The sequence below is a fragment of the Pseudomonas sp. ES1 genome (assembly GCF_050586605.1).
Classification (GTDB): Bacteria; Pseudomonadota; Gammaproteobacteria; order Pseudomonadales; family Pseudomonadaceae; genus Aquipseudomonas; species Aquipseudomonas sichuanensis.
The window spans coordinates 1-22,271 of sequence record NZ_JBOBDM010000003.1 but is presented as its reverse complement, the minus strand read 5'-3'; the positions used below and the strand labels follow the sequence as shown (position 1 = coordinate 22,271).

Here is a 22,271-nt window from a genome sequence, read left to right as displayed (position 1 = left end):
CCGATTCTGCGGCGTTAGATTCCGATGCTGGTGACTTTGGAGATGCCGATTTTGCCGATGCCGGCCAGGTCGAGCATCATCTCGCTGCCGTTCTGGAAGCTGACACTGTTGACCCTTGCCGGGAGCAGCGTGGACAGCGTCTTGGCCTTGCCCTCGACCGTGGTCTCGGCCGCGAAGGTGTAGGTGCCGGGGGCGACTTTCTCGCCCTTTTCATTGGTGCCATCCCAGATGAAGTCTGCGGTACCGGCCTTCTGCGAGCCCAACTGGATGGACTTGACGACGTTGCCGTCCTTGTCCTTGATGGTGACCTTGGCATCACTGACGCTCTGCGGCACCACGACCTGGCCGTTGAAGCTGGCAGTGGTGTCCACCACGGCCTTGTCGGTCTGCACGATCACCGAGCGGCCGACCAGGGAGGTGGCCTGCAGCGCCTGGGACGAGCCAATGCCGGTCAGAATCCCGTTGACCGAATCGTTCAGCGACTGGATACCTTCCAGGCTGCTGAACTGCGCCAACTGCGCGACGAACTCACCGTTCTCCTGCGGATCGAGCGGGTTCTGGTTTTTCATCTGCGTGACCAGCAGCTGCAGGAACGCATCCTTGCCCAGCGCACTGCCGGCCTGACCGGTCGTGCTGCTGTTCTTGCTGTCGGTCTTCTGCAACGATTTCAGGTAGGAACTACCGACTTCGTTACTGGTATTGGTTGTGGTCATGGCGGCTCCGTGCTTACTGACCCAGGGTCAGCACTTTCTGCATCATGTTCTTGGCGGTGTTCATCAGCTCGGCGTTGGTCTGGAACGCGCGGCTGGCGGAGATCATGTCAGCCATCTCCTCGACCACATTCACATTCGGGTAGTAGACGTAGCCGTCCTTGTTGGCCGCCGGATGGTTCGGCTCGTAGCGCGCCTCGAGGTTGCTCTGGTCCTCGATGATGCCCTTGACCTGCACGCCCTGCCCGGCCTCGCCCTGGTCTTCGAACAGCGACTGGCCGACGCCGGCCTGCGCGTTCTGGAAGGTGGTGGCGAACACCGGGTGGCGTGCACGGTAGGTCTGGTCGATGCTCGAGGAGACGGTCTCGGCGTTGGCGATGTTCGAGGCAACGGTGTTCAGGCGCGTGTTCTGCGCGCTCATGCCGCTACCGGCGATATTGAAAACACTGGCAAGGGACATGGTCACTCTCCGCGCAGGGCCGATACCAGCCCTTTGAATTTACTGTTGAGCAACGTGAAGCTGGCCTGGAAGCCTATCGCGTTCTCTGTGTAGTTCGATTGTTCGATCTGGGCATCGACGGTGTTCTGGTCGATCGACGGCTGCATCGGGGTGCGGTACTGCAGGGTGTCGTCGGCCATTGCCAGCCCTTCGGCCTCGATATGCCGATTGTTGGTGCGATCCAGGGCGATGCGCCCTTTCTGCTGCTTGTCGGCCTCGGCGGCGAGCACGGACGAGAAGTCCATGTCACGCGCCTTGTAGTTCGGCGTATCGGCGTTGGCGATGTTGTTGGCCAGCACTTCGGCACGCTGGGCGCGGAAGCCCAATGCCTTTTCGTGTATGCCAAGCGCCTTGTCGAAGCTGATGCTCATATCAGGGAAACCTTCATAGGTGACCAGAATTTCGTTGGCTAAGCTTTAGCAAGGCCTGTGCCAGCTTTGCAAAGCCCCGCATTCACTGGGCCCCAGGGCTTTTCGGCCTGCCGCGATTGCCAGAAAAGCGGCAAATCGCTTCCGCCGCGCAGCAGGCAAGCGGCAATTGCCACCCGGCAAAAGCGGCAAACCAAAAAATTGACGTCATTTGTAGCGCCCATGAAAAAGGCCGGTGTCTCACGACACCGGCCTTCGCTTGCAGCCTCAGGCGTTACTTGGCCTGATAGATGATGCCCGGGCTGCACTGGACCATCTGATAGTGGTCCGGCAAACCGTTGAGCGCCTCGGAGGCACCAAGGAACAGATAGCCGCCGGGCTTCAGCGTGCCATGGATACGCAGCAGAATGTCCTTCTTGACCTGGGCCGAGAAGTAGATCAGCACGTTGCGGCAGAACACGATGTCGAACTTGCCCAAGGGCGCATAGCTGTCCAGCAGGTTGTACGAGCGGAACTCGACGCGGCTGCGGATAGGCGCCTTGACCGCCCAGCGCCCCGGCCCCTTGGGGTCGAAGTAGCGCTGCAGGCGCTCCTGCGACAGGCCGCGGGCGATGGCCAGGCTGTCGTATTCGCCGGTCTTGCAGTTGTTGAGCATCGAGCCGGACAGGTCAGTGGCAACGATCTGCGCGCCCATCTTCAGCTGGCCAAGGTTGCTGCGCTCGAACTCGTCGATGGCCATGGAGATGGAGTAAGGCTCCTGCCCCGACGAGCAGGCCGCCGACCAGATGCGCAGGCGCTGGCCCGGGTTGCCCTTGATGAACTCGGGGATGACCTTGTTCTTGAGCACCTCGAAGGGGTAGGTATCACGAAACCACAGGGTTTCGTTGGTGGTCATGGCATCGACCACCTGCTCGCGCAAACCACCCCGCGGTTGCGCCTGGATACGCTGCACCAGCTCACCCAACGACTTGATGCCCTGCTGCTCCATCAGCTTGTTGAGACGGCTGGAGACCAGGTACTGCTTATTCTCGCCCAGCAGGATGCCACAGGCTTTCTCCAGGAAGACCCGGAACTGTTCGAAATCCAAATTACCCGTAGACAATGGTGCCGCCTCTTTCTAAATCGCTAGCGCCGGGGACTGGCCCCGGCCGTTTCAATGCGTCGCCTTGATCCGGTCGACTACCCGCTGGGCAAGGTCGTCCGGCCTGAACTTGGCCAGGAAGTCATCGGCCCCGACCTTCTTGACCATGGCCTGGTTGAAGACCCCTGACAGCGAAGTATGCAGGACGATGTGCAGCTTTTGCATGCGCGGGTCGCTGCGGATCTCGGCCGTCAGGGTGTAGCCGTCCATTTCCGGCATCTCGATATCCGAGATCATCATGAGGAATTCCTCCTCCGGCCGCTTGCCCTCATCGACCAGCTTGCGCAGGTAATCCAGCGCCTGGCGACCATCATTGAGCGCCACCACCTCGACCCCGACAGTCTGCAGACAGCGGCTGACCTGCTTGCGCGCCACCGACGAATCATCGACGGTCAGCACCCGCAGCAGCACGGCCTTGTCCTGCACCTCGGCATCGATCACACCCTCGGACACCGACTCGGACGACGGCGCCACTTCCGCCAGCACCTTTTCCACATCGATGATCTCGACCATGCGGTTGTCGACCCGAGTGACCGCGGTCAGGTAGTGATCACGCCCGGTTCCCTTGGGTGGCGGATGGATCTCTTCCCAGTTCATGTTGACGATGCGCTCGACCGAGTGCACCAAAAAACCCTGGGTCTTGGTGTTGTACTCGGTGATGATCACAAAGCTGTTACGCGTGTCTTCCTTCAACCCCGGCAATCCCGTTGCCATCGACAGGTCCAGGATCGGGATGGTCGCCCCGCGAATGTTGGCCACCCCACGCACCACCGGATGAGACTTCGGCAGCACTGTCAGTTCCGGGCACTGCAGCACCTCCCGGACCTTGAACACATTGATGCCGTAGAGCTGGTCGCCATTGAGGCGAAACAACAGCAGCTCCAGGCGATTCTGCCCCACCAGCTGCGTGCGCTGGTTGACCGAATCCATCACTCCAGCCATGCCGGACCCCTCCAACGATTGCCTGTATACCGAATCGGCACGGGCTTTGCTTTTTTGAGCGCCATGTATACGAAAACGACATTTTCCCGACGACTGACGCGCCTGCTGGCCGGTTCACTGGCAGCCCTGTGTCTCATGGCATCCAGTGTTCGCACCCAGGCGCAGGCATTCACCTTGCCTGAACACCTTATCGGTGTCACCCAAGGGTTTCTTGAATTCACCGTGGAAGATTATCTGGCGACCACCCAGACCGGTGGCCGCTACGAGATTCAGGTCAACCGGCTCGACCCACGCCTGCGCATGCCGCTGTGCAGCCAGCAACTTGACGCTTCACTGGAAAGCCCGACCCCGCTGGGCCGGGTCACGGTGAAGGTGCGCTGCGACGGCACAGCCCCGTGGACGATCTTCGTGCCCGCCCAGGTACGGCTGCTGCGCGATGTGGTGGTGATGACTCGGCCGCTCAAGCGCGAAAGCGTGGTCGGCGAAGGCGATATCGCCCTGCGCGAACGCGATGTCGGCACGCTGGGCCAAGGCTATCTGACGCAAATGGACCAGGCAGTGGGCATGAAGCTGCTGCGCCCCACGGTGGTTGACCAGGTACTGACCCAGCAACACCTGGAGCAGGCGGAGGTGGTGCGCAAAGGCGATCACGTGGTGATTGTCGCCCGCAGCGGCACCCTCAGCGTGCGCATGCCAGGTGAAGCCCTGAGCAAAGGCGGCCTGCAGGAACAGATCCGGGTGCGCAACCTGAACTCCAAGCGCGTGGTGAAAGCGCGGGTCACAGGGCCCGGGCAGGTCGAGGTGGCCATGTAGCAATATTCACCGCCGGATCACGACAGAAGGCTGGCGGCAGGGAACCGCTCCCCCTAAACTGTGTCACAAATCGGGTGCGCAAGCGTGCTGCCAGACAGCACTGCATTCCTGCCTAAAGTTTTTTTCGGGCTGGCCGAAAACAGGGTATGCGTACAAATACCCAGAGGTTTTGATCATGGTCATCGACTTCAGTCGTGTGAATAATTCTCCGCCCAGCACGGGTGGCGTTCGCGGCAATGCCGCGCCTGGCAACGTCGACAAAACCGACGCCAACAGCGTAGCGCCCAGCGCCAATGCCAGCGGGGAAGCGGTACACTTCAGCCCAGAGGCCCAGCAGCTGCAGAAGATCAGCGACAGCCTGCGCGACCAGCCGACCGTCAATAGCGCCCGCGTGGCCGAGTTGAAACAAGCGATCGCGGACGGCAGCTACAAGGTCGACGCCGACCGCGTCGCCAGTAAACTGCTTGATTTCGAAGCCCAGCGCTAACCTCCAGGTGCGCTGACTTCAAGGACGCAACACGCCAAGAGTTAGCCATGCACGACATCACTCTGCTGCAACTGATCGAAAACGACATCGCGCCAACGCAGGAATTGCTCGACCTGCTCCAGAGCGAGACGGTCGCCCTGCACGGGCGGGACATGCCGCTACTGGAACAGATTCTGGCCCGCAAGCAGTCGTTGATCATCTTGCTCGAGCAGCAGGGTCGCCGACGCAGCCAGTTGCTCCAGGACATCGGCCTCAGCACCGATCGCGCGGGCGTGCAGGCCCTGGCCGCACAGTCGCCCAATGGCGAGGCCCTGCTGCAGCGGCTCAATGCGCTCAGCGCATTGATGGACGCGTGCCAGAAGGCCAACGAGACCAATGGCCAGGTCATCCAGATACAGCAGCGAGCCACGGCCAACCAGGTCAGCATCCTCATGGGTGGCGATTCTCCTTCGCTGTACGACAGCCGTGGCACCACCTCGCCGATGGCCAAGCCCCGGGCGCTCAGCCAAGTGTGATTTTCCCTGTTCAAGGCACGGAGCATACTGGCAAAATGCCGTAACTTGCGTGTGTCGTTTTTGCCTGGAGATTGAGAACCCGTGTTCAATGAAACCGATGCCCCCCAGCCACCAAAGGTGCTCACTACCCCTTTGGAAATCGCGGCCAACCTGCGCCAGCTGCTGGAGAGCCACGACCCGCTGATCATCAGCTTCCATGAGCGCAGCCAGCGGTTTCAGAGCTATGTGGTGCACATCGACCGCGACAACGGCGTTCTGGCCCTGGATGAAATGATCCCCCGCGATGGCGAGAAATACATCGAGAACGGCGAAGCGTTCCGCGTCGAAGGCTTCCATGACGGCGTACGCATCGCCTGGGAGTGCGACACACCGCTGACCATCACCGAAATCGACGGCCACCGCTGCTACCGCGGCCCGCTGCCCACGGAAGTCACTTACCATCAGCGCCGCAGCGCCTTCCGCGCTGCACTCAAGCTGTCGCAGTTGGTCGACATCGTGCTCGACGGTACCCACTTGAAAGGTAATGGCGCACTGCGCGGCAAGCTGCTGGACATCTCTGCCACCGGCTGCAAATTGCGCTTTGAAGGCAACGTCGAGGAGCGCCTGCAACTGGGCCAGGTGTACGAACGCTTCAAGGCCGCCAACCCCCTGGGCCTGGCCGACACCATGGTCGAGCTGCGCCACCTGCACTTCGAAGAGCGCATCAACACCACCTTCGCCGGCGTGCGCTTCCACAACCTCAACGGCCAGGCGCAACGCAAGATCGAAAGTTTCGTCTATCAGCTTCAGCGCGAGGCCCGTCGTTTCGACAAGGACGACTACTGATCCCACCCAGATACGAAAACGCCACCCCCGGGTGGCGTTTTCGTTTGCGAATGGCAAGAGCGCTGCCCGCTGGCGAAAGAAATGGCGCCATATCATGCCGGGTGACAGGGCGCACCTGAGTTGTTTCGCAGCCCGGCTGCAGAATCCACCGGGACAGCATTCCGAGTTCTGCGCCTCGGCCTGGGCTGTCACTCTCCGACTACACCTGACATCACCGGAGACCCCATGATTCCTCGCCATTTCAGTGCCGAGTTGCATTGCCAGTTCGGACAAATAGTCGTATTCAACGCCCCCTCCCAACCGCCCGAGCACATGCCTCTAAATGGCTGGCTAGTCATCGACAAAGGGAACCATCCGAACTGGTTCAAGCGCGTCGCATTCGACTTCAGGTATCTCAAGAGCGAAGGGGGGCGCCAGCTTTATCATGTTGAGTCCGCCAGGCGCAGCGCTTATGAAAGCAATCGGCTTGAACAGAGCATCAATGGTTGGCTCGGGCTCTATTCGCATTACGCAGTCGGTAACACTGCGTACCTCGCGCCTGGCATCGGCCACATCAAGCGCCAACCGTTCTGGAAGATCGAGGCGCTTGCCGAGTGGGATGGCGACTTGACCAAGATCGAGCAGGTCGAGTTCTACATGCGCGACAAGGACGGCTACAGAGTTTCAAACGCCTACTCGCAATTCTACGATTACTATGGACTGCACGCCGGCACCCGCGACGGCGATATCCTGAAGTTCAAGCTGCGTAACATCACGCTGAAATGAAGGCCGTCGGGCAGGGGCAGCAACGTCAACGCTCAGACGCAGGCCGTCTCCTGTCGCCCTGCCCGGCCGCTCAAACCGACCTGTCTATCGCCACTTCAGGTTTGTTACTTTGCGTCTCGCTCTCCTGCTCGTCTTCGGTATCTTCGGCCGCCACCGGCGCTTGCATCACCTCCTGCACCGTCTGCTCGTCGACCCGTGGATCGAGGGCCGCCGACAACGGCGAGCCCGCCGCTGGCATGGCCACGTGCCCCAGCGGCGCATCCTGTACCTGGTGCAGCCCGGTAACCGCCTTGGGCCGGATACGCCAGACCAGCACCAGCGCAAAGAACACGAAGAACGCATACAGCATCTGCGGGCCCAGCAGCTTCATCAGCACCCCGGCTGCCAACGGCCCGATACAGGCACCCACGCCATAGGTCACCAGCAACATGGCGGTCAGCGATACCCGCCGTTCGCTTTCCACATGGTCGTTGGAGAACGCTACCGCCAGCGGATACAGGCAGAACTGCAGCAGCGAGATCACGAAGCCGATGCCGAACAACAGCTCCAGCGGCACACCCGGCAGGATCGCCAGGGGCGCCGAGGCAAGCGCCAGGCCGATTGCCACGCTGCGGATCAACACCGCGCGGTCATAGCGGTCGGACAGCCAGCCCAGCGGCCACTGCACCACCAGGCCGGCCAGGATGCAGCTACCCATGAACAAACCGATCTGCTCGGTGGACATGCCCTGGCTGGTGGCATACAGCGGTGCCAAACCATAGAACGAACCGACGATCAGCCCTGAGCCCAGCACAGTGGAGAGCGATTGCGGCACCCGCTTGATGAAGAACTTCGGCTCCATCGGTGCCGGGCGCAAGGGCGCGGGGTGGATGCGCCGGGTCATGGCCACGGGCACCAGGCACAGGGCAAAGCACATGGCTACCAGCATCAGCAGCTCCGGCCCCAGCTGTGGGTGCACCACGAGAATCAGCTGGCCCAGCACCAGCCCCAGATAAGAAGCGATCATGTAGCCGCTGAACACTGCGCCACGGTGCTTGGCATCGGCCTGCTCGTTGAGCCAGCTTTCGATGACCATGTACTGGCACATCATCCCCAGGCCTACGATCATCCGCAGCCCGATCCAGGCCGGTAGCCAGCTGGTCAGGCCATGCCCGAGCACCGCCGCACAGACGATACCGGCACAGGTGGCATAAGCGCGAATATGCCCGACCCGGCCAATCAGCCGGTGGCCGACCTTGCCGCCCACCGCCAGGCCGAAATAGTTGGCCGCCATCAGCGCGCCGATCCACAGGCTGTCGACGTGATCGGCGGCGAGGCGCAAGGCCAGGTAGGTACTGAGCAGGCCCGAGCCGATCAGCATCATCAAGGCAGCGAAGTACAACGACTGAAACGGCTTCCAGATATTTCGCATACGTCCCGTGGGCTCCTGGCGCAGGTGGCGGTGGGTTGCAGGCAAGCATAAAAGCAAATCTGCCGCGACGCAGGCCCCCACAGGCGAAAAAGATCGCCAACGGCGGGCCCGTTAAAGCTTGCGTCGCGCTCAGGCCTGCGCCGCCAGCACTCGCCGCTCCCAGGGCGTGATCTCGTCGAGGAAGTCGCTCAGCTCGAGGGTCTTGGTGGCGATATAACCTTCGATGAACTCGTTGCCGAACAGCTCATGGGCCAGCGCACTGTGCTTGAGGCGCTGCAACGCTGCATGCAGGGTGCAGGGCAGGCTCAGGTGCTCGGGCACTTCGAATTCGCCCTGGATCGCGGGCGTGGGGGCGATCTGCTGCTCGATGCCATGCAGGCCGGCGGCAAGGCTGGCAGCAATCGCCAGGTAGGGGTTGGCGTCGGCGCCGGGCAAGCGATTCTCCACCCGCCGCGCCACTGGCGAACTGGCCGGAATGCGCAGGCCCGCGGCGCGGTTGTCGTGCGACCAGCAGGCGTTGTTCGGCGAAGCGTAGGGGTGGCACAAGCGCTGGTACGAATTGACGTTGGGCGCGAACAGCGCGGTGAAGTCGGCCAGGCAGGCCTGCAGGCCACCAATGAAATGATGGAAGGTGTCGGTCTCCCTGCCCTGCTCATCGCTGAACACGTTACCCCCACTGGCGATGTCCACCAGGCTCTGGTGAATGTGCATCGAACTGCCGGGCGTATGCGCCAGCGGCTTGGCCATGCACACCACGGTCAGGCCATGGCGCAGCGCCACTTCCTTGAGCAGGTGCTTGAACAGGAAGGTCTGATCGGCCAGCAGCAGCGGGTCGCCATGCAACAGGTTGATCTCGAACTGGCTGACACCCATCTCGTGCATGAAGGTGTCGCGCGGCAGGCCCAGCGCCGCCATGCACCGGTACACCTCGCTGAAGAACGGCCGCAGGCCGTTGTTGGAGCTGATGCTGAATGCCGAATGGCCCATCTCCCGGCGGCCATCCTTGCCCAGCGGCGGCTGGAACGGCTGCTGCGGGTCGCTGTTGGGGGCGAACACGAAGAATTCGAGCTCGGTCGCCACCACCGGCGCCAGGCCATGCTCGGCGTAGCGGGCAATCACCGCCTTGAGCTGGCCGCGGCTCGACAGCTGCGACGGCGTACCGTCGAGTTCGACCGCATCGCAGATGGCCAGGGCACGAGGCTCGTCACTCCAGGGCAGGCGATGGATCTGCGCAGGGTCGGCCACCAGCGCCAGGTCGCTGTCGTCGCTGCCGTAGTATTTCGCCGCCGGGTAGCCACCCATGATGCATTGCAGCAGCACACCGCGCGCCATCTGCAGGCGCCGGCCTTCGAGGAAGCCTTCGGCAGTCATGACCTTGCCGCGGGGCACGCCGTTGAGGTCGGAGGTGACGCACTCGATTTCATCGATACCCTTGAGGAACGCTGCCTGGTTGCGCGGGCCTTCGGTCGTCATGACGCTGTCCTTGTTGTTGTGTTCGCATGCCTGGAATGGCGACGCACACAACATAGGCCGGGGGTGTTTAAAATATCAAGCACCCGGCCTTGCAGAGAATTCCCGTGGGAGCGGCGGCCCCCACGCGTCCAGGCTATTGCTCACGCAAGGTCATGCCATTGGCCGGCAACGGCAGCGCAGTCTTGTAGCGCACCTGCTTGAGGGCAAAGCTGGAGCGGATGTTGGCCACCCCCGGCAAGCGGGTCAGGTAATCGAGAAAACGCTCCAGCGCCTGGATGCTGGGCAGCAGCACCCGCAGCAGGTAATCCGGGTCGCCGGTCATCAGGTAGCACTCCATCACCTCGGGGCGCTCGGCGATCTCTTCTTCGAAACGGTGCAGCGACTGCTCTACCTGCTTTTCCAGGCTGACGTGGATGAACACGTTGACGTCCAGCCCCAGCGCCTCGGGCGACAACAGGGTGACTTGCTGACGGATCACCCCCAGCTCTTCCATGGCCTTGACCCGATTGAAACAGGGGGTGGGGGACAGATTGACCGAGCGCGCAAGTTCTGCGTTGGTGATCCGCGCGTTTTCCTGAAGGCTGTTGAGAATGCCGATATCCGTGCGATCCAGTTTGCGCATGAGACAAATTCACCTGGTTTTTGTGTTTGTGCGGAATGTTTATCTCCAGCGCCGGACAAAGGCAATGAACTTGAGAGAAAAATTCTCCTGCCGTCCCCCTATGATGTAACAGACGCTGACCTGCCAGTCACAAGCCGGCACTCAGCGGCGACCGCTTCAAAGCTCACAAAAACAACAGCCGAGCGAGCGTAAAAAGCATGAACGAGTACGCCCCCCTGCGTCTGCATGTGCCCGAGCCTACAGGCCGGCCAGGCTGCCAGACCGATTTCTCCTACCTGCGTCTGAACGACGCGGGTCAAGTCCGTAAACCGCCCATCGATGTAGAACCTGCCGACACTGCCGACCTTTCCGGCAGCCTGGTCCGCGTGCTCAACGAGCACGGCGACGCCGTTGGCCCATGGGCCGAGGGCATCGACGCGCAGGTGCTGCGCCAAGGCATGCACGCCATGCTCAAGACGCGCATCTTCGACAGCCGCATGGTCGTGGCCCAGCGCCAGAAGAAAATGTCCTTCTACATGCAGAGCCTGGGCGAGGAAGCCATCGGCAGCGGCCAGGCGCTGGCCCTGAACCGCACCGACATGTGCTTCCCCACCTACCGCCAGCAGAGCATCCTGATGGCCCGCGACGTGTCGCTGGTGGAGATGATCTGCCAACTGCTGTCCAACACCCGTGACCCGCTCAAGGGCCGCCAGCTGCCGATCATGTACTCGGTGCGCGAAGCCGGCTTCTTCACCATCAGCGGCAACCTCGCCACCCAGTTCGTCCAGGCAGTCGGCTGGGCCATGGCCTCGGCGATCAAGGGCGATACCAAGATCGCCTCGGCCTGGATCGGCGACGGCGCCACCGCCGAGTCCGACTTCCACACCGCGCTGACCTTCGCCCATGTGTACCGTGCCCCGGTCATCCTCAACGTGGTCAACAACCAGTGGGCGATCTCGACCTTCCAGGCCATCGCCGGTGGCGAGTCGACCACCTTCGCCGGCCGTGGCGTCGGTTGCGGCATCGCTTCGCTGCGGGTCGACGGCAACGACTTCATCGCCGTCTACGCGGCCTCGCGCTGGGCCGCCGAACGCGCCCGCCGCGGCCTGGGCCCGACGCTGATCGAATGGGTCACCTACCGCGCAGGCCCGCACTCCACGTCGGACGACCCGTCCAAGTACCGCCCTGCGGACGACTGGAGCCACTTCCCGCTGGGCGACCCGATCGCCCGCCTCAAGCAGCACCTGATCAAGGCCGGGCACTGGTCCGAAGAGGAGCACCAGGCGGTCAGCGCACAGCTGGAGGCCGAGGTGATCAAGGCGCAGAAGGACGCCGAGCAGTTCGGCACCCTGAGCAATGGCCATATCCCCAGCGCGGCCTCGATGTTCGAGGACGTGTACAAGGAAATGCCCGACCACCTGCGCCGTCAGCGCCAGGAACTGGGGGTCTGAGATGAACGATCACAACAACAGCATTGACCTGGAAAACGCCATGTCCACCACCACCATGACCATGATCCAGGCCCTGCGCTCGGCCATGGATGTCATGCTCGAGCGCGACGACAACGTGGTGGTCTACGGCCAGGACGTTGGCTACTTCGGCGGCGTGTTCCGCTGCACCGAGGGCCTGCAGACCAAGTACGGCAAGTCGCGGGTGTTCGATGCGCCGATCTCCGAAAGCGGCATCGTCGGCACCGCCGTAGGCATGGGCGCCTATGGCCTGCGCCCGGTGGTCGAGATCCAGTTCGCCGACTATTTCTACCCGGCCTCCGACCAGATCGTCTCGGAGATGGCGCGCCTGCGCTATCGCTCGGCCGGCGAGTTCATTTCACCGCTGACTCTGCGCATGCCTTGCGGCGGCGGCATCTATGGCGGCCAGACCCACAGCCAGAGCCCGGAAGCGATGTTCACCCAGGTGTGCGGCCTGCGCACCGTCATGCCGTCCAACCCCTATGACGCCAAGGGCCTGCTGATCGCCTCGATCGAGTGCGATGACCCGGTGATCTTCCTCGAGCCCAAGCGCCTGTACAACGGCCCGTTCGACGGCCACCACGACCGCCCGGTTACCCCCTGGGCCAAGCACCCGCACAGCAGCGTGCCGGATGGCTATTACACCGTGCCGCTGGACAAGGCGGCGATCACCCGCCCGGGCAACGACGTCACCGTGCTGACCTACGGCACCACCGTGTACGTGTCGCAAGTGGCTGCTGAAGAAACCGGCGTCGACGCCGAAGTCATCGACCTGCGCAGCCTCTGGCCGCTGGACCTGGAGACCATCGTCGAGTCGGTGAAAAAGACCGGCCGCTGCGTGGTCGTGCACGAAGCCACCCGCACCTGCGGCTTCGGTGCCGAACTGGTATCGCTGGTCCAGGAGCACTGCTTCCATCACCTCGAAGCGCCGATCGAGCGCGTCACCGGTTGGGACACGCCCTACCCCCACGCACAGGAATGGGCCTACTTCCCTGGTCCTTCACGGGTAGGCGCGGCATTGAAACGGGTCATGGAGGTCTGAATGGGCACGCACGTCATCAAGATGCCGGATATCGGTGAAGGCATCGCGCAGGTCGAGTTGGTCGAGTGGTTCGTCAAGGTCGGCGACATGATCGCCGAAGACCAGGTGGTGGCCGATGTCATGACCGACAAGGCCACCGTGGAAATCCCTTCGCCGGTGAGCGGCAAGGTGCTGGCCCTGGGCGGCCAGCCGGGTGAAGTGATGGCGGTCGGCAGCGAGCTGATCCGCATCGAAGTCGAAGGCAGCGGCAACCATGTCGATACGCCGCAGAGCAAGCCGGTGGAGGCGCCTGCCGCGCCAGTGAAGGCCGAAGCCAAGCCCGAGCCCCGCATCGAAACAGCGCCTCAGCTTGCAGCGAGCCACACCGCCGCAGCGATCGTGCCGCGCGAAGCGCACGAGAAGCCACTGGCCTCGCCCGCCGTGCGCAAACGCGCGCTGGATGCCGGTATCGAACTGCGTTACGTGCATGGCAGCGGCCCTGCCGGGCGTATCCTGCATGAGGACCTCGACGCCTTCATCAGCAAACCGCAGAGCAACAGCGGGCAAGCACCGGGCGGTTACGGCAAACGCACCGACAGCGAACAGGTGCCGGTGATCGGCCTGCGCCGCAAGATCGCCCAGCGCATGCAGGACGCCAAACGTCGCGTCGCCCACTTCAGCTACGTCGAGGAAATCGACGTCACTGCGCTCGAAGCCCTGCGCCAGCAACTCAACGCCAAGCACGGCGACAGCCGTGGCAAACTGACCCTGCTGCCGTTCCTGGTGCGCGCCATGGTCGTCGCCCTGCGCGACTTCCCGCAGATCAACGCCACCTACGACGACGAGGCCCAGGTCATCACCCGCCACGGTGCGGTGCATGTGGGCATCGCCACCCAGGGCGACAACGGCCTGATGGTACCGGTGCTGCGCCATGCCGAAGCCGGCAGCCTGTGGAGCAACGCCAGCGAGATTGCCCGCGTGGCCCATGCCGCACGCAACAACAAAGCCACCCGTGAAGAACTGTCCGGCTCGACCATTACCCTGACCAGCCTCGGCGCGCTGGGCGGCATCGTCAGCACGCCAGTGGTCAACACTCCGGAAGTGGCGATCGTCGGCGTCAACCGCATGGTCGAACGGCCGGTGGTGATCGATGGCCAGATCGTCGTGCGCAAGATGATGAACCTGTCCAGCTCGTTCGACCATCGCGTGGTCGACGGCATGGATGCCGCACTGTTCATCCAGGCCGTGCGCGGCCTGCTGGAACAACCTGCCTGCCTGTTCGTGGAGTGACCATGCAACCGATCATCGACACCACCCTGCTGATCATCGGTGGCGGCCCCGGCGGCTATGTGGCCGCCATCCGCGCCGGGCAACTGGGCATCCCCACCGTGCTGGTAGAAGGCCAGGCGCTGGGCGGCACCTGCCTGAACATCGGCTGCATCCCGTCCAAGGCGCTGATCCATGTGGCCGAGCAGTTCCACCAGACCAGCCGCTACAGCGAACCGTCGGCACTGGGCATCAGCGTATCGTCGCCGCGCCTGGACATCAGCCGCAGCGTCGAGTGGAAGGACGGCATCGTCGACCGCCTCACCAGCGGCGTCGCCGCCCTGCTGAAAAAACACGGCGTGAAAGTGATCCACGGCTGGGCGAAGATCCTCGATGGCAAGAGCGTCGAGGTAGACGGCCAACGCATCCAGTGCGAGCACCTGTTGCTGGCCACCGGTTCGAACAGCGTGGAACTGCCGATGCTGCCGATCGGCGGGCCGATCATCTCGTCCACCGAAGCCCTTGCCCCCAAGGCCCTGCCGCAGCACCTGGTGGTGGTCGGCGGCGGCTATATCGGCCTGGAGCTGGGCATCGCCTACCGCAAGCTGGGCGCCAAGGTCAGCGTGGTGGAAGCCCGCGATCGCATCCTGCCGACCTACGACGCCGAGCTCACCGCACCGGTGGCCGACTCGCTCAAGAAGCTGGGCATCGCGCTTCACCTGGGACATAGCGTCGAGGGCTATGCCGACGGCTGCCTGCTGGCGCGCGATGGCCAGGGCGCACAACTGCGCCTGGAGGCCGATCAGGTATTGGTGGCCGTGGGGCGTCGCCCGCGTACCCAGGGCTATGGCCTGGAAAGCCTCGATTTGAAGATGAACGGTGCGGCCATCGCCATCGACGAGCGCTGCCAGACCAGCATGCGCAACGTCTGGGCCATCGGCGACGTGGCCGGCGAGCCGATGCTGGCGCACCGGGCCATGGCCCAGGGCGAGATGGTGGCGGAAATCATCGCCGGCAAGGCGCGGCGCTTCGAGCCCAGCGCAATCGCCGCCGTGTGCTTCACCGACCCGGAAGTGGTGGTGGCTGGCACTACGCCGGAACAGGCCAGCCAACAGGGCGTGGACTGCATCGTCGCGCAATTCCCGTTTGCCGCCAACGGCCGGGCCATGAGCCTGGAGTCGAAGAGCGGCTTCGTGCGGGTGGTGGCGCGCCGCGACAATCACCTGATCCTCGGCTGGCAAGCGGTGGGGGTGGCGGTGTCCGAGCTGTCCACCGCCTTTGCCCAGTCACTGGAGATGGGCGCTCGCCTGGAAGATATCGCCGGCACCATCCACGCCCACCCAACGCTGGGTGAAGCCGTGCAGGAAGCGGCGCTGCGCGCCCTTGGCCACGCACTGCACATCTAGAGACACTGAAGCGGCAATAGCCGATTTGGCCCGCAGCGTTACCAGACGCTGCGGGCATTTTTTTATTCGACGATGGCGTTCTTGCCGGCCGCCTTGGCCCGGTACAGCGCCTTGTCAGCCCGGGCCAGCAAGGCGCGTTGATCCTCCCCGTCCTGCCATTGCACCACGCCGTAGCTCATGGTCAGTTGGCAATCGCCCACCGGTGCCATGGACGCTACGGCCTGGCGTATCCGGCGCGCGGCTTCGCGTGCCTCCTCCAAGGTTGTCTGTGGCAGGACCACCACAAACTCATCCCCGCCCCAACGTGCCAGCAGGTCCTGGGCACGCAGGCACTCGCGGATGCACTCGGTCACCTCGACCAGCGCAGCATCGCCACGGGCGTGACCGTGCAGGTCATTGATCGGCTTGAAATCATCCAGGTCCATGGCGATGACCGCCAGGGGCTGGCGGTAGCGACGGGCGCGCTCGCATTCCTGCTCCAGGGTCTTTTCCAGGCGATAGCGATTGGCGGTACGGGTCAAGGCATCACGCTCGGCCAGTTCACGGTTTTCGTCGAGCTGACGCTGCAACTGCTGGTTGACCCAGGACAGCTCGCGGGTGCGCTCGGCCACCTGGCTCTCCAGCGACTGATTGCGTTGCTCCAGTTCGGCGACCAGGCGCTTGCCGGCATCGATGTTGCGATGGGCACCGAGCATGCGTGCCACCGAGCCATCCTCGTTACGGGCGATGATGTGGCCGCTGTCCTCGACCCACAGGTAGCTGCCGTCCTGGCAGCGGCAGCGGTACTCGATACGGTAGCGCTCATTGCGCTGGTTGATGTAGGCCTCGAAGTGGGCCATCACCCGGGGGAAGTCTTCCGGGTGGATCACACTCTCCCAGGTCATGACCGAATTGGCCATCGAGTGGCTGGCGTAACCCAGCATCGCGTACCAGCCTGGGTTGCGGTAGACGTAGCCGGTGTTGGCATCCCAGTCCCAGATGCCATCGCTGATCAGGTCGAACAAAGTATGAAGTTGCTGCTCGCTGAAGCCGGCCGGTACCGGCCCTGGTGCCTGACTCATGGACGCTCTCCTTGGTATCCGGCAACTGCGCCCCGGTCACGGTGCTGCGGATGTTCATCGTGATTGCCGCAGTCGGCAATCCTGTTCCTCTGGGGGGCAAGCATATGCCCAGTACAGCGCTGCCGGAATAGCCCGGGCGGGCTATTTCGACGAGTTGGCGCGCTGGCACAGCTTTTGCCCCTTCGATCGCGTTTATTGACCCATTCAAGGAGGAGACATGCTCAGTTCAATCAACGGGATGCCTTGGCAGCCCGCAGTGCAGCCATCCAGCCGCACCGGCAACGAACAGGCGCTGGCACAGGCGCTGCCGTTCCAGCCGATTGCCGCCGCCAGCGGCGCCAGCGCACAGCAGAACAGCCAGGGCAGCACCTCGCAGCACAACAGCGAAGACAACCGCAAGGAGGCCTTTGCCAAGCTCATGGTCATGCTGCAGAACCCGGACGTTGCCGCGCGCCAGCAGGCCAGCGTCGACAAGCAGCAGCCCAGCGATGCACTGCAGGAGTTCCGCGACTACATGGACAAGTCGCCGGCGGAGAAGATCAAGGAGAAATACCTCCAGGAGCTAGGCCTGACCGAGGAGGAGTACGACGCGCTGCCACCGGAGAAGAAAGCGCTGATCGATGAGCAGATCGCTCAGCGAATGCAGGATGATATCGAGTCCAAGGCCTTGGCCAAGCTCGGCCAGCAGGCGCAGGGCGCGCAGCAAAGCGATGAGCTCAAGGCTATCGAGCTCTAAGCCAGGCGCGTGGCCTTCCCAAGGCCACGCCTCTCGAGTCAGGGCAGGCTGCCCTTGGCGCCCCGCAGCACTCGACAGCGGGCAAGTATCGGGATTCAATCCAGCCCTCCTCAATCGCCTTGCTACAGGGAATCGGCAATTCGTCATGGACAGACTCAGACAAGACTTCTCGCTTTCGGCGCTGGTCGCCGGCCTGATCGCAGTGATCATCTCCTACGCCGGCCCGCTGATCATCGTGTTCCAGGCCGCCCATCAGGCCCAGCTCAGCAATGAGGCGACCGCCTCGTGGATCTGGGCGATCTCCATCGGCAGTGGCCTGACCGGCTTGCTGCTGAGCTGGAAACTGCGCGTGCCGGTGATCACCGCGTGGTCGACACCCGGCGCGGCGCTGCTGGTGTCGATGCTGCCGACGGTGTCACTGGCGCAGGCCGTGGGGGCCTACATCGTTGCTTCGCTGCTGATCGCCGTGATCGCACTGAGCGGCGCGTTCGACAAGCTGATGCGCCGCCTGCCCAAGGCGATTGCCGCCGCCATGCTCGCCGGCATCCTGTTCCGCTTCGGCGCCGAGCTGTTCAGCTCCATACGCCTGCAACCCTTGCTGGTCCTCTCGATGCTCGCGGCGTACCTTTTGTTCAAGCGCCTGTCGCCCCACTACGCCATCCTCTCGGTGCTGGTGGTTGGCTGCGGCCTCGCCACCAGCATGGGCCAACTCGATACGGGCGCACTGGTGCTGGAGTTGGCCGTCCCGCTCTGGACCGCGCCGGAGTGGAGCTGGCATGCCATCGTCAACATTGGCCTGCCGCTGGCGCTGGTGTCGCTCACCGGCCAGTCGGTACCCGGTATCGCCGTGCTGCGTACCGCCGGTTACCAGACCGCCGCACGCCCGATCGTCTCGGTGACCGCCATCGGCTCGCTGCTGCTGGCACCCTTCGCCTGCCACGGGGTCAACCTGGCAGCGATCACCGCAGCCATCTGCACCGGCCGCGAGGCCCACGAGAACCCCGACAAGCGCTATATCGCCGGCATTGCCTGTGGCGCCTTCTATCTGCTGATGGGCACCTTCGGCGCCACCCTGGCCTCGGTGTTCGCCGCCCTGCCCCGGGAAATGATCGCCGCCCTCGCCGGCCTGGCGCTGTTCGGCGCCATCGCTACCGGGCTGACCGGTGCAATGGCCGATGAAAAGCAGCGTGAGCCTGCGTTGATCACGTTCCTGGTCACGGCGTCTGGCATGAGCTTTCTTGGCCTGGGCGCCGCGTTCTGGGGGCTGATCTTCGGCCTGGTCGCCTTCTTCGCGCTCGGTTACACCCGACCGCACACCGCCCACACAGGAGCGCGCGTCGGCGAACAACGTTGAGTTGGCGGGTAATGGAGGGTGTGTATGGCGTCCCAGGGCAGGTTCGAACTGCCAACCTTCCCCTTAGGAGGGGGATGCTCTATCCAATTGAGCTACTGAGACGCAAGGGCCGGCAACAGGCGTTGCACGGCAGGGACGGCGAGCATGTTACCCAGCGCATCGGCATTTGTCATGTTTCTATCGGGCATTTTGCACGTCAGTCGCTTCCCTGCACTTGGCCGATGACACCCTCCTGACGCAGCACCCCGAACAGCGCCTCGACGGCGACATCGAGCGCAGCCGAGTTATCCAGCACATGCACCGAGGGATCGTAGGCCTGCAGCCGGGCGCCTCGGGCCAGGCGTTGTTCGATTTCCTCGGCGCTTTCCCGACCGCGAGCCGTCAAGCGCTGGCGTAATACACCAGTTAGAACGGTCAGGCCAACCGCCAGTAAATCCGGGTAGCGTTGCCGGGCTTCGTTCAGGTATCCCCGCGAGCCGTTGACCAGCACCGAACGGCCGGCGGCGAGGCGCTCCTCCACCTGGGCAGGAATGCCATAGCACAGGCCATTGGCCGTCCAGCACAGGGCAAACTCGCCCGCCGCGCGCATGGCCTCGAAGCGCTCGAGGGTCACTCCCAGCGCACTCTCCCCCTTGGCCTCGGCGGAACGGGTTATGACCCTTCGGGCAACGTCCACACCGTGTTTGGCAAGCCGCTCGCGCGCGGCATCAATAAGGGAATCTTTGCCCGAGCCCGATGGTCCCATCAGGAATATCAACCGCCCTCTTGAGGACGGTGCGCCGCTTGCGTCATATTGCATAGCCACTATGCTCAAGGTGTGGGAACCTGCGCATTCTAGGGTTTTTCCCTAACCTTTGCTGCCAGTTACCAGATTTTGACGACAAAGGTCTGACGCACCTGCAGTCTGCGTCAATGTGAATCTTTTCAAACCAGTACTCATTTCTGATAATTGGTACTGGCAAAAAGCCTGTACCGGAGCCACTATTTGTCACAGAATTGACGCCAAGGAATCGGCGACATGAGGCAAGATGAAAACCCGAAACTACATTACGGTTGAACATTTTGTCGTCGCCGCGGTCGTACTTCCACCGTGCGGCCAATTTGCGAACCGCTTCCCCTGAACCAGAACAACCGGTCAATTTATATGCGCCCATTGAAACAGGCTATTTATTCGAGCCGCACTGCTGACAAGTTCGTCGTCCGCCTGCCAGACGGAATGCGTGAGCGCATTGCCGAGGTAGCGCGCAACCATCACCGCAGCATGAACTCTGAGATCATCGCGCGCCTGGAACAGAGCCTTATCCAGGAAGGCGCGCTGGGCGACGAACTGAGCATGCGCCTGGACAGCCCAGAGCTCAGCCTGCACGAGCGCGAACTGCTGCAACGCTTCCGCCAGCTTTCTCATCGCCAGCAGAACGCACTGGTTGCGTTGATCGCACACGATGTGGAAATGGCTGCTGACGCGTCCTGACACAAAGCATCGACACACAAAAAAGCCAGCGCAAGCTGGCTTTTTTGTTGCCGCTGCCCCGCTACTCAGAGCAGGAACAGCGTTGCCAATCCCAGGAAAATGAAGAAGCCGCCGCTGTCCGTCACAGCAGTGATCATCACGCTGGAGCCCATGGCCGGATCGCGACCCAGGCGGGTCAGCGTCATCGGAATCAAGACCCCCATCAGGGCCGCCAGCAACAGGTTGAGGGTCATGGCCGCCGTCATCACCAGGCCCAATGACCAACTGCCGTAGAGCATGAATGCCACTGCGCCGATCACCCCACCCCATATCAGGCCGTTGAGCAGTGAAACCGCCAACTCCTTGCGCATGAGGCGGCTGGTATTGCCCGGCGACACCTGGTCCAGCGCCATCGCGCGCACGATCATGGTGATGGTCTGGTTACCCGAGTTACCACCGATACCGGCAACGATGGGCATCAGCGCGGCCAGGGCCACCAGCTTCTCGATCGAGCCTTCGAACAGACCGATCACCCGGGACGCCAGGAAGGCCGTAATCAGGTTGATGGCCAGCCAGGCCCAACGGTTGCGCAGCGAGCGCCAGACCGAGGCGAAGATGTCTTCTTCTTCGCGCAGACCTGCCATGTTGAGCACTTCGCTCTCGCTCTCCTCACGGATCAGGTCGACCATTTCATCAATGGTCAGTCGGCCGATCAGGCGTTCGTTCTTGTCCACCACCGGCGCGGACACCAGGTCATAACGCTCGAATGCAAGGGCCGCGTCATAGGCATCTTCCTCGGGGTGGAAAACCACAGGGTCATTGGCCATGACCTCCGCGACTTTCTTGTCCGGGTCGTTGACCAGCAGTCGCTTGATGGGCAGCACACCCTTGAGGATACCGTCGTAGTCGACCACGAACAGCTTGTCGGTGTGCCCCGGCAGCTCTTTGAGCCGACGCAGGTAGCGCAGTACCACTTCCAGGCTGACGTCTTCGCGGATGGTCACCATCTCGAAGTCCATCAGTGCACCGACTTGCTCCTCGTCATAGCTCAACGCCGAACGCACGCGCTCACGTTGCTGGGCGTCGAGGCTCTCCATCAACTCATGGACGACGTCTCGCGGCAGCTCCGGCGCCAGGTCGGCGAGTTCGTCGGCGTCCATTTCCTTGGCGGCGGCGAGCAGCTCATGATCGTCCATGTCGGCGATCAGGGACTGGCGGACGGCGTCGGAAACTTCCAGGAGGATGTCGCCATCACGATCAGAGCGCACCAGCTGCCAGACCGTCAGGCGGTCTTCCAGCGGCAAGGCTTCGAGGATGTAGGCAATGTCGGCGAGGTGCAGGTCATCGAGCTTGCGCTGCAGTTCGACGAGGTTCTGCCGGTGGACGAGGTTTTCCACGAGGTCGTGGTGATGACCTTCCTGACGGTGCGTCAGGTCCTCGACCACGCGCTGGCGCTGCAGCAGTTCGATCACCTGGGCAAGGCGATCCTGCAGGCTGTCTTGAGCTTTCTTTACTTCTACTTCGGTCATAGGCGAACTCCACCCCCAGCAGCGGAGCACGCCGGGAGAATCAATCGATCAGATCTTGCTGCATGAAGCGTGTTAGGGAGTAACTACTGGGTAAGTCCATGGTGGTATTCCACAAGCCCCGGCGGGGCTGACGGGCGCAATCATACACGGTGTCAGCTGTCGGATCGCTTAAAATTTTGGCCAGAACAATCGTTTGCGCAATAAAGCTGTGACAACACTCGAAGCCAACAGTGCGACGGCCTGAGGCTTACAAAGATCACATACATATAAGGGCTGTTCGGGATCGGGCTATCAACGTGAGTCTAGTCGTGCGTGGACAGAATCAGTGAATGCCGAAAAAGAAAAAGCCCGCTTGAATAAGCGGGCTTTTCAGGTATGGCGGACTCAGCAGGATTCGAACCTGCGACCGCTCGGTTCGTAGCCGAGTAC

At 62.8% G+C, this 22,271-nt stretch carries 23 protein-coding genes and 1 tRNA gene; 12 read left to right on the top strand and 12 right to left on the bottom strand.

Annotated features, from left to right (window positions below):
• Positions 1–14 precede the first annotated feature (14 nt).
• From flgD to ACQ4N9_RS02155, 5 genes are all read right to left on the bottom strand, one after another.
• Entirely contained in the window at positions 15–713 is a 699-nt protein-coding gene (gene flgD / locus ACQ4N9_RS02175) for a flagellar hook assembly protein FlgD (protein ID WP_390967255.1), read from the bottom strand.
• Between the two features lie 13 nt (positions 714–726).
• Complete coding sequence (flgC, locus tag ACQ4N9_RS02170) at positions 727–1,170, bottom strand: flagellar basal body rod protein FlgC (RefSeq protein WP_390967254.1); 444 nt, start codon at positions 1,168–1,170, stop codon at positions 727–729.
• A 2-nt stretch (positions 1,171–1,172) separates the two neighbouring features.
• Entirely contained in the window at positions 1,173–1,580 is a 408-nt protein-coding gene (flgB, locus tag ACQ4N9_RS02165; protein WP_125464992.1) for a flagellar basal body rod protein FlgB, read from the bottom strand.
• A gap of 271 nt (positions 1,581–1,851) precedes the next feature.
• Positions 1,852–2,679, bottom strand: coding sequence for a protein-glutamate O-methyltransferase CheR (gene cheR / locus ACQ4N9_RS02160; protein WP_110991891.1), 828 nt, complete (start codon positions 2,677–2,679; stop codon positions 1,852–1,854).
• A 51-nt stretch (positions 2,680–2,730) separates the two neighbouring features.
• Complete coding sequence (locus ACQ4N9_RS02155) at positions 2,731–3,660, bottom strand: chemotaxis protein CheV (RefSeq protein WP_125464994.1); 930 nt, start codon at positions 3,658–3,660, stop codon at positions 2,731–2,733.
• Positions 3,661–3,723: 63 nt separating this feature from the next.
• Here ACQ4N9_RS02155 and flgA point away from each other — a divergent pair, with 63 nt between their 5' ends.
• From flgA to ACQ4N9_RS02130, 5 genes are all read left to right on the top strand, one after another.
• Positions 3,724–4,473 carry a flagellar basal body P-ring formation chaperone FlgA gene (gene flgA / locus ACQ4N9_RS02150; protein WP_390967253.1) on the top strand — a complete coding sequence of 250 codons (750 nt, stop codon included), beginning with the start codon at positions 3,724–3,726 and terminating at the stop codon, positions 4,471–4,473.
• A 175-nt stretch (positions 4,474–4,648) separates the two neighbouring features.
• A complete protein-coding gene (gene flgM / locus ACQ4N9_RS02145) occupies positions 4,649–4,960 on the top strand; it encodes a flagellar biosynthesis anti-sigma factor FlgM (RefSeq protein WP_390967252.1) in 312 nt (103 codons plus the stop codon).
• A 47-nt stretch (positions 4,961–5,007) separates the two neighbouring features.
• Positions 5,008–5,475: a flagella synthesis protein FlgN gene (locus tag ACQ4N9_RS02140; RefSeq protein ID WP_390967251.1), complete on the top strand. Its 468-nt coding sequence runs from the start codon at positions 5,008–5,010 to the stop codon at positions 5,473–5,475.
• A gap of 81 nt (positions 5,476–5,556) precedes the next feature.
• A complete protein-coding gene (locus tag ACQ4N9_RS02135; RefSeq protein WP_316905121.1) occupies positions 5,557–6,300 on the top strand; it encodes a flagellar brake protein in 744 nt (247 codons plus the stop codon).
• Between the two features lie 225 nt (positions 6,301–6,525).
• The gene (locus ACQ4N9_RS02130) at positions 6,526–7,065 is read left to right on the top strand and encodes a hypothetical protein (RefSeq protein WP_390967250.1); all 540 of its coding nucleotides are present in this window, start codon (positions 6,526–6,528) and stop codon (positions 7,063–7,065) included.
• 70 nt (positions 7,066–7,135) lie between these two features.
• On the opposite strand, the gene ACQ4N9_RS02125 is transcribed toward ACQ4N9_RS02130, so the two are convergent.
• The 3 genes from ACQ4N9_RS02125 to bkdR all read right to left on the bottom strand — a co-directional run bounded on the left by ACQ4N9_RS02125 (position 7,136) and on the right by bkdR (position 10,571).
• Entirely contained in the window at positions 7,136–8,476 is a 1,341-nt protein-coding gene (locus tag ACQ4N9_RS02125; RefSeq protein ID WP_390967249.1) for an MFS transporter, read from the bottom strand.
• 129 nt (positions 8,477–8,605) lie between these two features.
• Positions 8,606–9,847 (bottom strand): glutamine synthetase family protein, encoded by a 1,242-nt coding sequence (locus ACQ4N9_RS02120; protein ID WP_390967334.1) that lies wholly within the window; start codon positions 9,845–9,847, stop codon positions 8,606–8,608.
• Positions 9,848–10,082: 235 nt separating this feature from the next.
• The gene (gene bkdR / locus ACQ4N9_RS02115; protein WP_028691050.1) at positions 10,083–10,571 is read right to left on the bottom strand and encodes a Bkd operon transcriptional regulator BkdR; all 489 of its coding nucleotides are present in this window, start codon (positions 10,569–10,571) and stop codon (positions 10,083–10,085) included.
• Between the two features lie 197 nt (positions 10,572–10,768).
• On the opposite strand from bkdR, the gene ACQ4N9_RS02110 reads away from it, so the two are divergent.
• Genes ACQ4N9_RS02110 through lpdA form a run of 4 tightly spaced genes read left to right on the top strand, consistent with a single transcriptional unit; the run spans position 10,769 to position 15,712 of the window.
• The gene (locus ACQ4N9_RS02110) at positions 10,769–12,001 is read left to right on the top strand and encodes a 3-methyl-2-oxobutanoate dehydrogenase (2-methylpropanoyl-transferring) subunit alpha (RefSeq protein ID WP_390967248.1); all 1,233 of its coding nucleotides are present in this window, start codon (positions 10,769–10,771) and stop codon (positions 11,999–12,001) included.
• 1 nt (position 12,002) lies between these two features.
• Entirely contained in the window at positions 12,003–13,061 is a 1,059-nt protein-coding gene (locus ACQ4N9_RS02105; RefSeq protein ID WP_110991900.1) for an alpha-ketoacid dehydrogenase subunit beta, read from the top strand.
• Positions 13,062–14,330 carry a dihydrolipoamide acetyltransferase family protein gene (locus ACQ4N9_RS02100; protein WP_390967247.1) on the top strand — a complete coding sequence of 423 codons (1,269 nt, stop codon included), beginning with the start codon at positions 13,062–13,064 and terminating at the stop codon, positions 14,328–14,330.
• A 2-nt stretch (positions 14,331–14,332) separates the two neighbouring features.
• Positions 14,333–15,712 (top strand): dihydrolipoyl dehydrogenase, encoded by a 1,380-nt coding sequence (gene lpdA, locus ACQ4N9_RS02095; RefSeq protein ID WP_390967246.1) that lies wholly within the window; start codon positions 14,333–14,335, stop codon positions 15,710–15,712.
• A 62-nt stretch (positions 15,713–15,774) separates the two neighbouring features.
• Here lpdA and ACQ4N9_RS02090 read toward each other — a convergent pair whose 3' ends face one another.
• Positions 15,775–16,773, bottom strand: a complete 999-nt coding sequence (locus tag ACQ4N9_RS02090; protein WP_390967245.1) for a diguanylate cyclase domain-containing protein — start codon at positions 16,771–16,773, stop codon at positions 15,775–15,777.
• Positions 16,774–16,990: 217 nt separating this feature from the next.
• Between ACQ4N9_RS02090 and ACQ4N9_RS02085 the strand changes: the two genes are divergently transcribed.
• Positions 16,991–17,509: a hypothetical protein gene (locus ACQ4N9_RS02085; protein WP_390967244.1), complete on the top strand. Its 519-nt coding sequence runs from the start codon at positions 16,991–16,993 to the stop codon at positions 17,507–17,509.
• Between the two features lie 145 nt (positions 17,510–17,654).
• Positions 17,655–18,863 (top strand): benzoate/H(+) symporter BenE family transporter, encoded by a 1,209-nt coding sequence (locus ACQ4N9_RS02080; RefSeq protein WP_390967243.1) that lies wholly within the window; start codon positions 17,655–17,657, stop codon positions 18,861–18,863.
• Positions 18,864–18,888: 25 nt separating this feature from the next.
• On the opposite strand, the gene ACQ4N9_RS02075 is transcribed toward ACQ4N9_RS02080, so the two are convergent.
• Together ACQ4N9_RS02075 and phnN are read right to left on the bottom strand one after the other, a co-directional pair.
• A tRNA-Arg gene (locus tag ACQ4N9_RS02075) sits at positions 18,889–18,965 on the bottom strand.
• 94 nt (positions 18,966–19,059) lie between these two features.
• Positions 19,060–19,662: a phosphonate metabolism protein/1,5-bisphosphokinase (PRPP-forming) PhnN gene (gene phnN, locus ACQ4N9_RS02070; RefSeq protein WP_390967242.1), complete on the bottom strand. Its 603-nt coding sequence runs from the start codon at positions 19,660–19,662 to the stop codon at positions 19,060–19,062.
• Positions 19,663–20,007: 345 nt separating this feature from the next.
• Between phnN and ACQ4N9_RS02065 the strand changes: the two genes are divergently transcribed.
• Positions 20,008–20,334, top strand: coding sequence for an Arc family DNA-binding protein (locus ACQ4N9_RS02065; protein WP_033699552.1), 327 nt, complete (start codon positions 20,008–20,010; stop codon positions 20,332–20,334).
• A gap of 65 nt (positions 20,335–20,399) precedes the next feature.
• Here ACQ4N9_RS02065 and mgtE read toward each other — a convergent pair whose 3' ends face one another.
• Positions 20,400–21,842 (bottom strand): magnesium transporter, encoded by a 1,443-nt coding sequence (gene mgtE / locus ACQ4N9_RS02060; protein WP_347148319.1) that lies wholly within the window; start codon positions 21,840–21,842, stop codon positions 20,400–20,402.
• Between the last annotated feature and the right edge of the window lie 429 nt (positions 21,843–22,271).